This is a genomic window from Mycobacterium numidiamassiliense, from assembly GCF_900157365.1.
GTDB lineage: Bacteria > Actinomycetota > Actinomycetes > Mycobacteriales > Mycobacteriaceae > Mycobacterium > Mycobacterium numidiamassiliense.
Genome location: NZ_FUEZ01000003.1, coordinates 252,594 through 267,373, shown reverse-complemented (window position 1 = coordinate 267,373; position 14,780 = coordinate 252,594). Strand labels below are relative to the sequence as shown.

Here is a 14,780-nt window from a genome sequence, read left to right as displayed (position 1 = left end):
TGTCGCGATCACTGTGAGCTGCTTTGCGCCACTACACCGGCGTCGGCGAGTTGGGCGATGGTGTCAACGTCCAACCCGAGTTCGGCCAGCAGCGCCCGGGTATGGTCACCGGGCAACGACGGCGATGACGGCGCAGCAGGCACGGTCCGCGAAAAGCGCGGTGCCGGAGCCGGTTGGGTGATGCCGTCAAGCTCGAGAAAGGTCTCCCTGGCTACCAGGTGGGGATGCCGCGGCGCCTCGGCGAGTGAAAGCACCGGCGTCGCACAGCATCCCGGGGAATCCAAAATCTGCTCCCACTCGCCGCGAGACTTCTCGCCGAAGCGTGCGGCCAGCGTGGCGCGGTGGTCGGCCCATGCGGCCGGCTCGTCGTCGTCGTGAGGCACGTTGACACCGAGGCGCGCACAGAGCTCCGCGTAGAACTTGGGCTCCATCGCGCCGACGGCGATGTGGCCGCCGTCGGCGGTCGCGTACACGCCGTAGAAGTGCGCGGCGCCGTCGAGCAGGTTGTCGTGGCGGCGGTCGCGCCACGTACCCTCGGGCACCATCCCGAAGTACGGCGCCAACAAGGTTGCCACGCCGTCGACCATCGCGACGTCGAGCACCTGCCCTTCACCCGACGCGCGAGCCTCGAGGATCGCGCTGAGCAGCCCGACGGCCAACAGCATTCCGCCGCCGCCATAGTCGCCGACCAGATTCAGTGGCGGTATTGGTGATTCGGCCGTCCCGATGCCGTGCAGGGCACCGGCGATCGCGATGTAGTTGATGTCGTGGCCGGCGTGTCCGGCCATCGGGCCGTCCTGCCCATAGCCGGTCATGCGGGCGTAGACCAGACGGGGATTGCGCTGCCGCAGCGCGTCGGGGCCGATGCCCAGCCGTTCGGCGACGCCGGGCCGGTAGACGTCGACGAAGGCGTCGGCTCCGTCGGCCAACCGCAGCACCAGGTCCCTGCCGCGGGAATCCTTCACGTCGGCGGCAAGGGAACGCTGGCTGCGGCGAACCGAGTAGTCAATGGGCAGCGGTCCGTCGACTCCCGTCACGGCGTCGACGCGGACGACGTCTGCGCCTAAGTCTCCCAACAACATTCCGCAAAACGGTGCGGGCCCCAGCCCGCCCATCATGACGATGCGTACGCCGTGTAACGGACCGCTCACTGGGTCTGTCCCGGAGACCACTTTTGGCGGCGTGTCGCCGCTTCGTCACTGGCGTGCGAGATCACCTGGTTGCGGTTCTCCAGCTCCAGCGCCGACGACAGGCTCGCCGCATCGGTGTTGACCTGTAGCGCACGCTTGGTCAACTGCACGCCCAGCGGGGACAGGTCGGCGATCAGCGACGCCAACTCCACCGCGCGGTCAGTCAACGCCTCCGGTTCGACGACCTCGCTGACCAGGCCGCGCCGATCGGCCTCGGCGGCAGACACCGTGCGGCCGCTGAGCATCCAGTCGGCAGCGACACTGGTCCCGACGATGCGCGGCAGGTGATAGCTCATGCCCATCTCCGCGCCCGACAGCCCGAGCAGGATGGCGGCGTTGCCGAATGATGCTGCCGTTGAACAAATCCGGATGTCGCTGGCCAGGCACAAGGCGAATCCCGCACCGACGCACGGACCATTGACGGCGGCGATGACCGGCTGCGGCAGCGCGCGGACGGCCTCGGTCAAGGCGGCCATCTTCTCCTGAAACCGCATCCGGTCCAGCGCGGGCGCACTGGCGTCCAGCATTCCGGGACCGAAGTCGCGCATGTCGATACCGGCACAGAAGCCGCGCCCGGCGCCGGTGAGCACGATGGCGTGCACGCCACGGTCCACGCTCAAATCGGCCAGAGTCTCGCGCAATTCGGTCTGCATGGCCTCGTTGATGGCGTTCAGCCGTTCCGGGCGGTTGAGGCGCACAACGGCGATGCCGTCGCGCGGCCGGTCTACTTCCAGCGTCCCCGCCATGCTCAGGCTCGCTCGATGATCGTCGCGGTGCCCATGCCGCCGCCGGTACACATGGTCACCAGTCCCGTTGTCAGATCGCGGCGTTCGAGCTCGTCGAGGACGGTGCCGATGAGCATGGCGCCGGTGGCGCCGATCGGATGGCCCAGCGCGATCGCGCCACCGTTGACGTTGACCAGATGCGGATCAATGTCGAGATCGCGGATCGTCTTCAGCGGCACGGCGGCGAAGGCCTCGTTAATCTCCCACAGATCAATGTCTTTCACGCTCATGCCGGCACGCTCGAGACAGCGCTGCGCCGCGGGTCCCGGTGCGGTGAGCATGATGATCGGCTCGCTGCCGATGGCCGCGGCGGCCCGGATCTGCGCGCGTGGTTTGACTCCGTTGCTGTGCATCCAGGCCGACGAGGCGACAGCCACTGCGGCGGCGCCGTCGACGACTCCCGATGAGTTGCCGGCGTGGTGGACGTGATCGATGTGGTCGACGCCGGGATACCGCCGCAGGCAGATCTCGTCGTAGGTCAGCGATTCGCCGTCGGCGCGCGCGGCGCCCATCGCGGCGAACGCTGGTTTGAGCCGGGCCAACGCCTCGGCGGAGGTTCCGGGGCGGGGGTGCTCGTCGCGGGCGAACGCGCCGTTGGCGGTGGCCACCTCGACCAGCGAGCGATCGAACCTTCCCTCTTCGATGGCGGCGGCGGCGCGGCGCTGGCTCTGCGCCGCGTAGGCGTCGACGACTTCGCGGCTGAATCCCTCTAGCGTGGCGATCAGATCGGCCGAAATGCCTTGGGGCACGGTTGGATAGCGCGCCCGGAAATCCGCGTTGTTGCCGTCGATCGTCGGCACGCCTGCGGTGACGTCCCACCGGGACATCGACTCGACGCCGCCCGCGATCATCAGATCGTCACTGCCGGCGGCGATCGACGACGCGGCTACGGTGACGGCCTGCTGACCGGAGCCGCAGAAGCGGTTCAATGTCATCCCGGGAACGGTCTCGGGCCAGCCGGCCAGCAACACCGACAGACGCGCGATGTCGTCGCCGTGGTCGCCGGACAGAATGCCGTTGCCGGCGATCACGTCATCGACGCCGGCCGGGTCGAAACCAACGCGCTCGGCCAGCGCGCTCAGGCATGCCGCGAACAGGGTCTGCGGATGAACGTCGTGCAATCCACCGTCGGGGCGGCCGCGCCCCCGGGGGGTGCGTACGGCATCCAGAATCCAGGCGTCGATGTCGGACTCCGATCGTTGTGCTAGTTCCCCCGGACCGTCACCGATCGTAATGCCTCTCTCGTTGCAGGAGAATACCCTTCTCCTACAGAGCGAAGCCGTTCTCGTAGCCGGCGGCGTCTCGACGTCAGTTGTCGAAGTTGGTGCCGGTGGTGAGCTTTTCCCATGTTGAGATTTCGCTGGCCCGCGCTTCGTTGACGTATCGGTACAGGGCAAGGGCATCGGGGCCGAGCAGCAGGAATGCGGGTGGTACTGGTGATTCGACGGCCTCGATGATGGCGTGGGCCGCCTTTGCTGGGTCGCCGGCCTGGTTGCCGTGCATGGTGTCGTTCTCCTTGCGGCGTTTCCCGGCGGTCTCGGCGTAGTCGTCGATGACTGTCGCCGACTCGATCAAAGAGCGGCCGGCGAAGTCGGTGCGAAACGCGCCCGGCTCGACGACCGTCACGGAGATGCCCAGCGGGGCGAGCTCGCCGCGCAGCGAGCCGCTCATGCCCTCGACGGCTGCCTTGGCCGCGGAGTAATAGCCGGATCCCACCGGGGTCACCGTGGCGCCGATCGACGAGATGTTCACGATCGCGCCGCTGCGGCGGGCCCGCATGCCGGGCAGCACGGCCTTGATCATCGCGACCGTGCCGAAGAAATGCGTGTCGAACAGGGTGCGGACCTCGGCGGCGTCGCCTTCTTCGACCGCGGCGCGATAGCCGTATCCGGCGTTGTTGACCAGGACGTCGACGCCGCCGAACCGATCGCCGGCCGCATGCACGGTCGCGGCAATCTGCTCGGGCTTGGTGACGTCGAGGGCCGCCGGCAACACCCGCTCCGGTGCCCGGTTGGCTAGTTCGCTGACCTTCGCGACGTCGCGCGCGGTGACGACGGCATTGTGTCCGTCTCCGACGACGGCCTCGGCCAGCGCGCGGCCGAGTCCGGTGGAGCAACCGGTGATAAGCCAGGTGGACATCGGTGTCCTTCTTTCTCCGCGCGGCCCGCGGTGCATCCGGATCGTATGTCGCCTTAGACGGTCAGCGCGCGGGCGAAGGCCGTGTTATCAGCGGGCGGTGGCGCAGCGCTGAAGCTGGAAGGTCCGTACGAACCCGCCGGGCTGGGTCGTGAGCGTCACCTCGACCGCGCCGCTGGGCGCGACGACGTAACGCTCCTCGACGTCGGGCCCGTCCTTCCACCGGCCAACCGGCTGGTGCCCGAGGTCACCGCGATCGCGCAGCGCCGGGTCGAAGGGGAACAAGACCGGATCGTAGGGCGTCACGTCCCCGTCCGGGCGGCCGTTGACGAGGCGGCTGCACTCCACGAAGCGGAAATGTCCGATGTTGTGCGCCGCCCGGTACGTGCGCCGGACGACCAGCGGGGTACGACCGTCGGCGGGGAGAGAGGCGTCCTTGCACACGATCGGATCGAAGACGACGCCGGCGCCCGCTTCCGCCTCACGGAACACCCCGAAATGGCGCGAAAAGCGTTCGGACAACTCGAAATCTGCCTCCGAGTCGAGGAAGACGGCCAGGCCGATCGCCGTGGCGGCGAACGGCAATGGCGAGCGCTTCACCCGCTTGTCACCGAAGGTGCTGCGCAGCATCCTTGCGACGAGCGGAAAACCGCCGGCCCCGCCCACCACATAGATCCCCGCCACCTCCGACCACGCCACGTCCCTGCCGTCTCGGGCCGGGTCGTGCAGGATGCGATCAAGCAGCTCCATGGTGGGGTCGACCAGTGGCGCGCACACCGAATACACCTCGTCGACGCCGCACGCGAACGGCGGCCGGTCTACCGGCGACATATCCACCAGGAAGCGGCGCGTCTGCGGCCCGACGGCTTCCTTGCGGGCGGCGACCTCCTCCTTGAGTAGGTCGCGCGCGGCGGTGTCCATCTCCGTCGGCTGCGATCCGGCGAGCACGAGCCGCAGGATCGCCTCGTCGAAATCGTCGCCGCCCAGGCGCTGGATGCCCTCGCTGATGACGACTTCGTTCGCGTGTCCGGTCATCTTGAGCAGCGAGGCGTCGAAGGTGCCGCCGCCAAGGTCGTAGATGAGGACGTATTCGCGTTTGGCGGTGATGGTGGAGCGATATCGGTGGGCGTATTCGAGGCTGGCCGCCGAAGGCTCGTTCAGCAGCGCCACGACATGAAAACCCGCTGCTACAAAGGCATCCAGCGTCAACAGCCGCTGCGCGCTCGATGCGTTGGCCGGCACGCTGATCGCCGCCTCGATCGGTTCGGTCGGCGTGAGCGAGCCGTTGGAGCGATGGTGCAGATCGTTTTTCAGCTGCGCCAGAAAGCCGGTGAGTAGGTCGGTGAGTCGATAGTCGCGACCGGCGAGGTTCACCTCGGTCTGCGGCCCGGCCTCGTTGAGGAGACGTTTGATCGATCGCAGCACCGACCATCCCGGTTCGTGGCGGACGGCGGCGGCGTCCACGCCGAATCGCAACTCCCCGGCGGTATTCGCGGCAACCAGCGACGGCCATGCGTCCACGCCGTCGAACGAGACGACCGGGTAGTTACCCCGGTCGACCAATGCGACGACAGTGTGTGTGGTGCCGAAGTCGATACCGACTCTCATTCCGCATAATCCTAGGACGGTGCAGGGGACTTCGGCGCGACCAGTTTGTCCGGCGTGCCGTCCCATTGCCGTTGCACCTCGCGCTCAGCGGCGGTGGAAATCAGGCCCGACGGCGCGAACCGTTTCGACGGCACCGGGTCGTCCTCGGTCAGGGGCGGTCTGCCGTCACCGCGAATTGCCCTGAGCACGACCACAATTGCGACGATGACGACGATGATGACGATGAGCGCGAAGAGAATCGACAGGGTGCCCTGGATGAAGGTGTTCCTGATGACGTCGTCGAGCTGGTCGGGGTTCTTCGCCGAACCGAACGCCGTCTTGCCGGCGTTTTTCGCCGCCAGGTACCGCGAGTGTTGCGTCCAGTAGCCGACGGCCGGGTCCGCGGAGAAGATCTTCTGCCACGATGCGGTCAACGTGACGGCCAGGTCCCACAGCAACGGGATTCCCGGAATCCACGTCCACTTCAGCAGACCCTTCTTGATGACGACCACGGTGATGACGGTCAGCGCGATCGCCGCGAGCAGCTGGTTGGCGATACCGAACAACGGGAAGAGCGTGTTGATGCCGCCCAGCGGATCGGTCACACCCATCAGCAGGATGCTGCCCCACGCCGCGGCCACGACCAGGCTGCACATCCAGACTCCCGGCCGCCAGCTGGGGTTGCGCAGCTTGGTCAGCTGGCCACCCAGATTGCCCAGCGCGTCGGAGAGCATGAAGCGGGCGACGCGGGTGCCCGCATCGACGGCAGTCAGGATGAACAGCGCCTCGAACATGATCGCGAAGTGGTACCAGAACGCCTTGAGGCCGGCGCCGCCAAAGACCTGGTTCAGCACCTCGGACATGCCGACGGCCAGGGTTGGGGCACCGCCGGTGCGCGACACGATCGATTTTTCGCCCACCCCTGCGGCGGCCGCAGTGAGCTGTTCGGCGGTGGCGGGTGCGCCGGACAGGCCGAGTCCATTGACGTAGTGCGCGGCGGTGGCGGCGGTGCCGCCGGTCTGGGTGGCCGGGGCGTTGAGGGCGAAGTACAGGTGCTGGTCGAGGATGCACGCACTGATCAGTGCCATGACGGCGACGAACGACTCGGTGAGCATGCCGCCGTAGCCGATGAAGCGCATCTGGCTCTCCTTCTCCAGCAGCTTCGGCGTCGTGCCCGACGAAATCAGCGCGTGGAAACCGGACAGCGCGCCGCACGCAATGGTGATGAACAGGAACGGGAACAGCGAGCCGGCGAACGCCGGCCCGTCGCCGCGGGAGGCGAACCGCGAGACCGCGGGCGCCTGCATGACGGGGTGCGCGATGCAGATGCCCACCGCCAGCAACGCGATGGCGCCGACCTTCATGAAAGTCGACAAATAGTCGCGCGGGGCCAGCAGCAACCACACGGGAAGCACCGAAGCCACGAAGCCGTAGATGATGATCAACCACGACACCGTCACCGCGGACAAGTTCAACCAGGAAGTGCCCCAAGATGTTTCGCCAACCCAATTGCCGGAGGCGACGGCGAGCATGAGCAGCACGAAGCCGATGATCGACACCTCCGACACCCGCCCGGGACGCAGGAACCGCAGGTAGCAGCCCATGAACAGGGCGATCGGAATGGTCATGGCGATGGAGAACACGCCCCAGGGGCTCTGGGCCAGTCCGCGGACCACCACCAGCGCCAGCACCGCGATGATGATCACCATGATGACGAAGGCGCCGAGCAGCGCGGCGGCGCCGCCGGTGACGCCCAGCTCGTCGCGGGCCATCTGGCCCAACGAGCGGCCCCGCCGCCGGGTGGAGATCCACAACACCAGGTAGTCCTGCACGGCGCCGGCGAATACCGCGCCGACGATGATCCAGATGCTGCAGGGCAGGTAGCCCATCTGGGCGGCCAACACCGGGCCGACGAGCGGCCCCGCCCCGGCGATGGCGGCGAAGTGATGGCCGAACAGCACGCGCCGGTCGGTGGGCACGTAGTCGCTGCCGTCCTCGAACACCTCGGCCGGAGTGGCGTGATCGTCGCGCGGGCGAACGATCTTCATCTCGATCAACCGGGCATAGAAACGGAAACCGATGATGTAGGTGCAGATCGCCGCGACCACGAACCAGACCGCGTTCACCGACTCACCGCGAGCGAATGCGATGGCCGCCCAGGCGACGGCACCGATCACGGCGATGACCCCGAATCCGATCTTGTGCCGGATGGTGATGGGGGAGCGGTCGATGATCGCGACGGGCGGCAGGTCGTCGTCGGTGCGGATGTAGCTGACGTCTTTGTCGTGCACAGTCACGGTCAAACCCTATGACGACGAGCAGCCGGTTGCCCGGGTTAATCAGTAGAGCGCACGCACGTTGTCGATGGTGTCCGCTTCTGCCGGGCTCTTGTCGTCGCGGTAACGCAGCACCCGCGCGAAACGCAAGGCCACGCCGCCGGGATACCGCGACGATTTCTGCACGCCGTCGAGCGCCACCTCGACGACCTGCTCGGGTCGTAGTTCGACAACGTGGCCGTCGGTGCCGTCCACGGCAAGCTCGGTGAACCGCGCCGTCTGCCACGCCAGCATGGCATCGGTCATGCCCTTGAAAGTCTTTCCCACCATGACGAATTCGCCGGTGGACGGATCACGGGCACCCAGATGAATATTGGACAGCTTGCCGCGACGACGCCCCGACCCCCACTCGACGGCGAGCACCACCAGGTCGAGGGTGTGCACCGGCTTGATCTTCAGCCAGGACGCTCCGCGACGGCCTGCGAGGTAGGGCGCGGCGGGCGCCTTGGCCATGACTCCTTCGTGACCGGCGGCCAGCGTCGCCTTCAGGAATTCCGCGGCGGCCGCGGCGTCGGATGTGACCAGCCGGTCGACGCGTTGGGCGGCCGGCACCAACGCGTCCAGGGCAGCCAACCGGTCGGCGGTGTCAGCGTCGAGCAAGTCGACGCCATCGCAGTGCAGGATGTCGAAGAAGAACACCGAAAGAGGCTGGGCCGCAAGTGCTGCCGCGACATCGACCGATCGCCCGAATCGTGACGCGGTGACCTGAAATCGCTGCGGCCGGTTGTCGGGCCGCAGCGCGATCGCCTCACCGTCGGCGATCAGCGTGCGCACCGGCAACGCCAAGGTCGCCTCCACCACCTCGGGCAGCCGGGCGGTGACGTCGTCAAGGCTTCGGGTGTAGACCGTGACTTCGTCGCCGTCGCGGTGGATTTGCACCCGCGCGCCGTCCAGCTTCGCTTCGAAAATCGCTGTGCCGCCGTGACGTTCGAGCGCGTCCGCCACACTCGTCGCGGTCTGCGCCAGCATCGGGCCGACGGGCCGGCCCACCCGCAGCGTGAACGCCTGCAGCGCTACCGCTCCATCGGAAAGGCCGGCCGTCAAACTAGCTACAGCGACCGCAGGCAGATCCCCGCCCAGCATCGCGGCGCGCTGCACCGCGGCCGCCGGGATGCCCGCGGCCTTGGCCACGGCGTCGGTCATGATCCCGGCCAACGCGCCTTGCCGCAGTTCGCCACTGAGGAGCCCAAGCAGAAACGTCTGCTCGGTCTCGGTTGCCGACGCGAACAGCCCGGCGACGAGTTCGGCGCGCCGCGCGGCAGACCCCTTGCCCGCTACCGCGCCGATTTCGGCGAAGGTGGCGTCGACGCCGGTGACGGTCAGGGTCGGCTGCTGCGCCGGCGGTGGGCGGGAGCGCAGCGACGCCCAGCCCACGCCGATCTGGCGTTGCCGCAGTTCACCGGAGAGCCACGACACGATGATCGCGACCGAATCGGCATCGGGTGCGGCCCGGCGAAGCAGGTCGGCGATGTGGGCGACTTTGGTCAGGCGCGACGAGGTGCCGCCGACATCAAGCGACGTGCTTGCCACGTCGAGAAGGAGCACGAAGTCAGCTTGGCATGACTCGGCGACAACCCCTGGAAACGGGCACGCTAGCGTGCCTACGTAACGTTACAGATCACAAAGAATCTGACAAGGAGGGCTCGGATGGAGATTAGCGGGAAAAAGGTCGTCGTCATCGGCGGCGCGTCGGGGATGGGTCGTGCTAGCGCCGAACTTCTGCACGAGCGCGGCGCGGATGTCGCGGTGCTCGACCGGGAAGGCTCCGACGGCAAAGAGGTCGCGGAGGGCATCGGTGGCAAGTTCTACCCGGTCGACGTCACCGACTTCGCTGGCACCGAGGAGACGTTGCAGGCCGCGGTCGACGACCTTGGCGGGCTGCATGTCGTCATCACTACCGCGGGTGGCGGAATCGCCAAGCGGACCATGACCAAGACCGGTCCGCACGACCTGGAGTCCTTCCAGTCCGTGATCGATCTCAACCTCATTGCCAGCTTCAATATCAGCCGGCTCGCCGCGGCGCACATGAGCAAGAACGAACCCGAGGACGAGGAGCGTGGCGTCATCATCAACACCGCGTCCATCGCGGCCTTCGAGGGCCAGATCGGGCAGGTCGCCTACACCGCTGCGAAGGCGGGCATCGCGGGCATGTGCCTGACCATGGCGCGCGACCTGGGATCGCTGGGCATCCGGGTGCTGGCGATTGCGCCCAGCCTGTTCGCCACCGGGTTGACCAAGGGCATTCCGGACGAGTTCGCGTCGGCATTGACCAAGGACGCCGCGTTCCCCAAGCGCCTGGGTCGGCCCGAGGAGTACGCCAAGCTGGCTGCGGCCATCATCGACAACCCGATGCTCAACGGCCAATGCCTGCGACTCGACGCCGGACAGCGGTTCGCGCCGAAGTAGACACCCCGCCGGGGCGCTTCTCGCATTAAGTACACTCATTAGGCAGCCGCCCCGTTCCCCCTCGGAACGGGGCAGGCTAACCAATCCGGCACAGGGTTGGTAGCGCTGCGAGGAGGCCGGCATGGGTATCGCACTGACCGACGATCACCGTGAGCTCGCCGACGTTGCCCGCGGCTTCCTGACTTCGCAGAAGGCTCGATGGGCCGCGCGATCGCTGCTGGACGCGACGGACGAGGCCCGGCCCGGCTTCTGGCAGGGCATCGTCGAACTCGGCTGGCTCGGCTTGCACGTCGATGAGGAATACGGTGGGTCCGGCTTCGGATTGCCCGAACTCGTCGTGGTGATCGAAGAGCTCGGTCGCGCGGTGGCCCCCGGACCCTTCGTCCCGACGGTGATCGCCTCGGCGATCATCGCCAAAGATGGCTCGGGCGAGCAGAAGTCGCGACTGCTGCCCGGCCTGATCGACGGGACCCTCACCGCGGGCATCGGGCTGGACGGCCAGGTGGTCCTCGCCGACGGGGTGGCCAACGGAGAGGCCGGAATCGTGCTGGGCGCCGGGCTCGCCGAGCTGCTGGTGATCGCCGTGGGTGACGACGTGCTGCTGCTGGAACGCGGCCGATCCGGTGTCTCGGTCGAGGTGCCCGGGAATCTCGACCCGACGCGGCGTTCCGGGCGCGTTCGCCTGGACAACGTGAGCGTCGGTCCCGACGACATCGTGGCTGGGGCGCGGGAATCGGCGCTGGCCCGGGCACGGACGGTGCTGGCCGCCGAGGCCGTCGGCGGTGCCACCGACTGCGTCGAGGCCGCCGTCGACTACGCCAAGGTACGGCAGCAATTCGGCCGCACCATCGCCACTTTCCAGGCTGTGAAGCATCATTGCGCCAACATGCTGGTGGCCTCGGAGTCTGCGACGGCCGCGGTGTGGGACGCCTCACGCGCGGAATCCGAGGACGAATCGCAGTTCCGCCTGGCCGCCGCAGTGGCTGCGGCGCATGCGTTTCCCGCATACGCACGCAATGCCGAGCTCAACATTCAGGTGCACGGCGGCATCGGCTTCACCTGGGAGCACGACGCGCATCTGCATCTGCGCCGGTCGCTGGTGACCTCGGCGCTGTTCGGCGGCGACGCACCGGCCGCCGACGTCTTCGACCGCACCGCGTCGGGCGGCTTTCGGGAGAACAGCCTGGACCTGCCGCCAGAGGCCGAGGAATTGCGCACCCGGATCCACGCCGACGCCGCCGAGATCGCCGCCCTGGACAAGCAGGCGCAGCGCGAGAAGCTGATCGAGACCGGCTATGTGATGCCGCACTGGCCCAAACCATGGGGCCGCGCGGCCGACGCGGTGGAACAACTCGTGATCGAGGAGGAGTTCCGCGCGGCCGGCATCAAGCGCCCCGACTACGGAATCACCGGATGGGTGATTCTGACGCTGATCCAGCATGGAACACCATGGCAGATCGAAAGATTCGTGGAGAAGGCGCTGCGCAAGGACGAGATCTGGTGCCAGCTGTTCTCCGAGCCCGAGGCCGGCTCGGATGCGGCGTCCATCAGGACTCGCGCCACCAGGGTCGACGGTGGCTGGACGATCAACGGGCAGAAGGTGTGGACCAGCGGGGCCCACTACTGCGCGCGCGGGCTGGCCACCGTGCGCACCGATCCTGAGGCGTCCAAGCACGGCGGCATCACCACGGTGATCGTCGACATGAAGGCGCCCGAGGTCGAGGTGCGGCCACTGCGCCAGATCACCGGCGACTCGGACTTCAACGAAGTCTTTTTCAACGATCTGTTTGTGCCTGACGAAGACGTCGTCGGCGCACCCAACACCGGATGGACCGTCGCTCGTGCGACGCTCGGCAACGAGCGTGTCAGCATCGGCGGCAGCGGCTCCTTCTACGAGGGCCTGGCGGACGCCCTGATCGACCTCGTCAAGAAGCGGCCAGATCAGTTGGCGGGAGCCAAGATTCGCGTCGGAAACTATCTCGCCGATGACCATGCGCTGCGGCTGCTGAACCTGCGTCGCGCCGCCCGCAGCGTCGAAGGGGCGGGCCCGGGCCCGGAAGGCAACGTCACCAAACTCAAGTTGGCCGAACACATGGTGGACGGGGCGGCGATCTCGGCGGCCTTGCTGGGGCCGGAGGTCGCGCTCACCGAGGGGCCCGGCGCGTTGGCGGGCCGGATGATCATGGGTGCCCGTGGCATGTCGATCGCCGGTGGCACCTCGGAGGTCACCCGCAATCAGATCGCCGAGCGCATCCTCGGCATGCCCCGCGACCCGCTGATCAACTAACTTGCCGTCACGCCGGGCGCGGGACGGCCGCCATCCGTGATTGGCCGATCCAGCCCGGTACGGCCCGGCGCGCGTCCGCGCCGCCCGTGATCGTCACGGCGCCGTTGAGCATGGCGCGCGACCACGAGATGTCTCCCCGCCACAATTCGATCAGCGTGCGCAGGCTGGTCTCGACCGTCGCGGCCACGTCGTAACCCGGGTCGAAATCGCAGACGTCCGAAGCTCCTTCGGAGACCATGAGCCACCAGCGAGACGCCTTCGCGGCTACTCCGCTCAGCGTGAAGGCCACGACCGTGCGTGTCCGCGGCCACGCGTCGATGGGAATCGAACGATGGATATCCCACATCAGCAGATGCGGGTCGAGGTCGTCGTCGCCGATCTCGGGCATCCAGCGAACTCCCCACTGACCCAGCGCTTCCACCACTGGCGCGAGCTCCCGGCCGCAGGGCGTCAGCGCATACGAGGAGCGCCCGTCGACGTCGGTGCGCTCGATAACACCGGCCCGGCTCAACGATTTCAATCGCTTCGACAACAACGCCGGCGACATCTTCGGCACCCCGCGGCGCAGGTCGTTGAAGTGCGCGCTGCCCGCCAGCAACTCGCGTACGACCAGCAGCGTCCAGCGCTCGTCGAGCAGTTCCATCGCCTTTGCCACCGGACAAAACTGGCCATACTTCGACTTCTCGGGCATCACGACAGTCCTTTCACTGTGTCCAGTAGACGCTCTCAACAGGGGAAGTGGCTAGTACAGATTGTGAACTGCGGTCGATTCAGATCTGCCACTGGAATCGGTACAGCAGCGAACCAACGATGGTGGGAAATGACCAGAAAGGGACGACATCATGACCGCAGCAACTGAAACCGGGCGCGCCTACGAAGGCACGCATCGCGCGCTATGGGCGTTGGGGGACTACGGCACCGTTGCGGCCGAGCTGGTGGCACCGCTCGGGCCGGCGCTGGTGCGGGCGTGCGGAATCGACGCGGGCGAGCGGGTGCTCGACGTGGCGGCCGGGACCGGCAATGCGGCGCTACCGGCCGCGCTGCGCGGCGCCGAGGTAGTGGCCAGCGACCTATGCCCGGACCTGCTCGCACGCGGCGAGGCGATCGCCCGGGCCCGCGGTATCAACCTGCGGTGGCTGGAAGCCAATGCCGAGGCATTGCCCTGTCGCAGTGGCGAATTCGACGCCGTGCTTTCGTGCGTCGGCGTGATGTTCGTGCCGCATCACCAGCCCGTGGCCGACGAGCTGGTCCGAGTCTGCCGGCCCGGCGGTGTGATCGGGCTGCTCAACTGGACACCGGAGGGCTTCATCGGTCAGATGTTCGCGACGATGAAGCCCTACGTGCCGACGCCGCCGGGTGCCCAGCCCGCGACGCTGTGGGGCAGCGCCGACCATGTGCGGACCTTGCTGGGGGATCGGATCACCGAGTTCACCGCCGAGCGCGCGGCGTTGCGGATCGACCACTTCGCCGATGGTGCGGCTTTCCGTGACTTCTTCAAAGCGAATTACGGGCCGACAATCGCCGCCTACCGGGGTATCGCCGAGGACGCCGCTCGGGTCGAGGCGTTGGACTCGCAGCTGGCCGAACTCGGCGACCGCCACCTGGCCGGGTCGTCGACGATGGAGTGGGAATACCTGCTGGTGACTGCGCGCAAGCGCTGATCAGTTGCTGGCCGGTGCGAACAGCGGTGCCCCGCCGGCGCCCTTGTCCGGCCGGATATCGACGGCCATCCCGCAGGTCACCGAATCGGGTTCGCAGTCAACGATATTGGCCGCCACGCGCAGGCCACTTTGTTCGGCGAGCTCGACGATGGCGATCACGTAGGGAACCGGGATTTCCGGGTTATAGGGATGGTGGTTGACCGTGTAGGTGAACACGGTGCCACGTCCGGAGACCGGCCGGGCGACCAGCCGGCCGCCGCAGGTGCGGCATTCGCCGGCCGCGGGATGCACCCAACGATCGCAATCGTCGCAATACTCGACGAGCAGCGGCGACGTCGACTCGGCTGGCACGACGAATACAGTACACTCTATTCGTCCTTGAGTGCGACGGT

The 14,780-nt window shown here is 67.5% G+C and carries 12 protein-coding genes; 3 read left to right on the top strand and 9 right to left on the bottom strand.

Translation table 11 applies throughout. The annotated features are described in order from the left end of the window. Positions 1-8 precede the first annotated feature (8 nt). The 7 genes from MNAB215_RS00995 to MNAB215_RS00965 all read right to left on the bottom strand — a co-directional run bounded on the left by MNAB215_RS00995 (position 9) and on the right by MNAB215_RS00965 (position 9,579). Complete coding sequence (locus tag MNAB215_RS00995) at positions 9-1,151, bottom strand: CaiB/BaiF CoA transferase family protein (RefSeq protein WP_077077063.1); 1,143 nt, start codon at positions 1,149-1,151, stop codon at positions 9-11. Then, positions 1,148-1,936, bottom strand: a complete 789-nt coding sequence (locus tag MNAB215_RS00990) for an enoyl-CoA hydratase/isomerase family protein (protein ID WP_077077062.1) — start codon at positions 1,934-1,936, stop codon at positions 1,148-1,150. The genes MNAB215_RS00995 and MNAB215_RS00990 overlap by 4 nt, the downstream gene beginning before the upstream one ends. A gap of 2 nt (positions 1,937-1,938) precedes the next feature. Further along, entirely contained in the window at positions 1,939-3,144 is a 1,206-nt protein-coding gene (locus tag MNAB215_RS00985) for an acetyl-CoA C-acetyltransferase (RefSeq protein WP_217348914.1), read from the bottom strand. A gap of 139 nt (positions 3,145-3,283) precedes the next feature. After that, on the bottom strand, positions 3,284-4,114 hold the full coding sequence (locus MNAB215_RS00980; RefSeq protein ID WP_077077061.1) for an oxidoreductase: 831 nt from the start codon (positions 4,112-4,114) through the stop codon (positions 3,284-3,286). Positions 4,115-4,201: 87 nt separating this feature from the next. Continuing rightward, the gene (locus MNAB215_RS00975; protein ID WP_077077060.1) at positions 4,202-5,719 is read right to left on the bottom strand and encodes an Hsp70 family protein; all 1,518 of its coding nucleotides are present in this window, start codon (positions 5,717-5,719) and stop codon (positions 4,202-4,204) included. 11 nt (positions 5,720-5,730) lie between these two features. Continuing rightward, the gene (locus MNAB215_RS00970; RefSeq protein ID WP_077077059.1) at positions 5,731-8,001 is read right to left on the bottom strand and encodes a carbon starvation CstA family protein; all 2,271 of its coding nucleotides are present in this window, start codon (positions 7,999-8,001) and stop codon (positions 5,731-5,733) included. Positions 8,002-8,037: 36 nt separating this feature from the next. Further along, positions 8,038-9,579: an ATP-dependent DNA ligase gene (locus MNAB215_RS00965; protein WP_077077058.1), complete on the bottom strand. Its 1,542-nt coding sequence runs from the start codon at positions 9,577-9,579 to the stop codon at positions 8,038-8,040. Between the two features lie 102 nt (positions 9,580-9,681). Between MNAB215_RS00965 and MNAB215_RS00960 the strand changes: the two genes are divergently transcribed. Both MNAB215_RS00960 and MNAB215_RS00955 read left to right on the top strand, forming a co-directional pair. Next, positions 9,682-10,440, top strand: a complete 759-nt coding sequence (locus tag MNAB215_RS00960) for an SDR family NAD(P)-dependent oxidoreductase (RefSeq protein WP_077077057.1) — start codon at positions 9,682-9,684, stop codon at positions 10,438-10,440. Between the two features lie 121 nt (positions 10,441-10,561). After that, positions 10,562-12,727 (top strand): acyl-CoA dehydrogenase family protein, encoded by a 2,166-nt coding sequence (locus MNAB215_RS00955; RefSeq protein WP_077077056.1) that lies wholly within the window; start codon positions 10,562-10,564, stop codon positions 12,725-12,727. 7 nt (positions 12,728-12,734) lie between these two features. On the opposite strand, the gene MNAB215_RS00950 is transcribed toward MNAB215_RS00955, so the two are convergent. After that, entirely contained in the window at positions 12,735-13,418 is a 684-nt protein-coding gene (locus tag MNAB215_RS00950) for a winged helix-turn-helix transcriptional regulator (RefSeq protein WP_077077055.1), read from the bottom strand. A 151-nt stretch (positions 13,419-13,569) separates the two neighbouring features. Here MNAB215_RS00950 and MNAB215_RS00945 point away from each other — a divergent pair, with 151 nt between their 5' ends. Next, positions 13,570-14,388, top strand: coding sequence for a class I SAM-dependent methyltransferase (locus MNAB215_RS00945; protein WP_077077054.1), 819 nt, complete (start codon positions 13,570-13,572; stop codon positions 14,386-14,388). Here MNAB215_RS00945 and MNAB215_RS00940 read toward each other — a convergent pair whose 3' ends face one another. Beyond that, entirely contained in the window at positions 14,389-14,739 is a 351-nt protein-coding gene (locus MNAB215_RS00940) for a Zn-ribbon domain-containing OB-fold protein (protein ID WP_077077053.1), read from the bottom strand. It abuts the gene before it with no gap. Between the last annotated feature and the right edge of the window lie 41 nt (positions 14,740-14,780).

Bases quoted from the DNA above. Each gene is read 5' to 3' on its own strand.
- MNAB215_RS00990 (WP_077077062.1), bottom strand. From the start codon at position 1,936: ATGGCGGGGACGCTGGAAGTAGACCGGCCGCGCGACGGCATCGCCGTT.
- MNAB215_RS00980 (WP_077077061.1), bottom strand. From the start codon at position 4,114: ATGTCCACCTGGCTTATCACCGGTTGCTCCACCGGACTCGGCCGCGCG.
- MNAB215_RS00975 (WP_077077060.1), bottom strand. From the start codon at position 5,719: ATGAGAGTCGGTATCGACTTCGGCACCACACACACTGTCGTCGCATTG.
- MNAB215_RS00960 (WP_077077057.1), top strand. From the start codon at position 9,682: ATGGAGATTAGCGGGAAAAAGGTCGTCGTCATCGGCGGCGCGTCGGGG.
- MNAB215_RS00955 (WP_077077056.1), top strand. From the start codon at position 10,562: ATGGGTATCGCACTGACCGACGATCACCGTGAGCTCGCCGACGTTGCC.
- MNAB215_RS00950 (WP_077077055.1), bottom strand. From the start codon at position 13,418: ATGCCCGAGAAGTCGAAGTATGGCCAGTTTTGTCCGGTGGCAAAGGCG.
- MNAB215_RS00945 (WP_077077054.1), top strand. From the start codon at position 13,570: ATGACCGCAGCAACTGAAACCGGGCGCGCCTACGAAGGCACGCATCGC.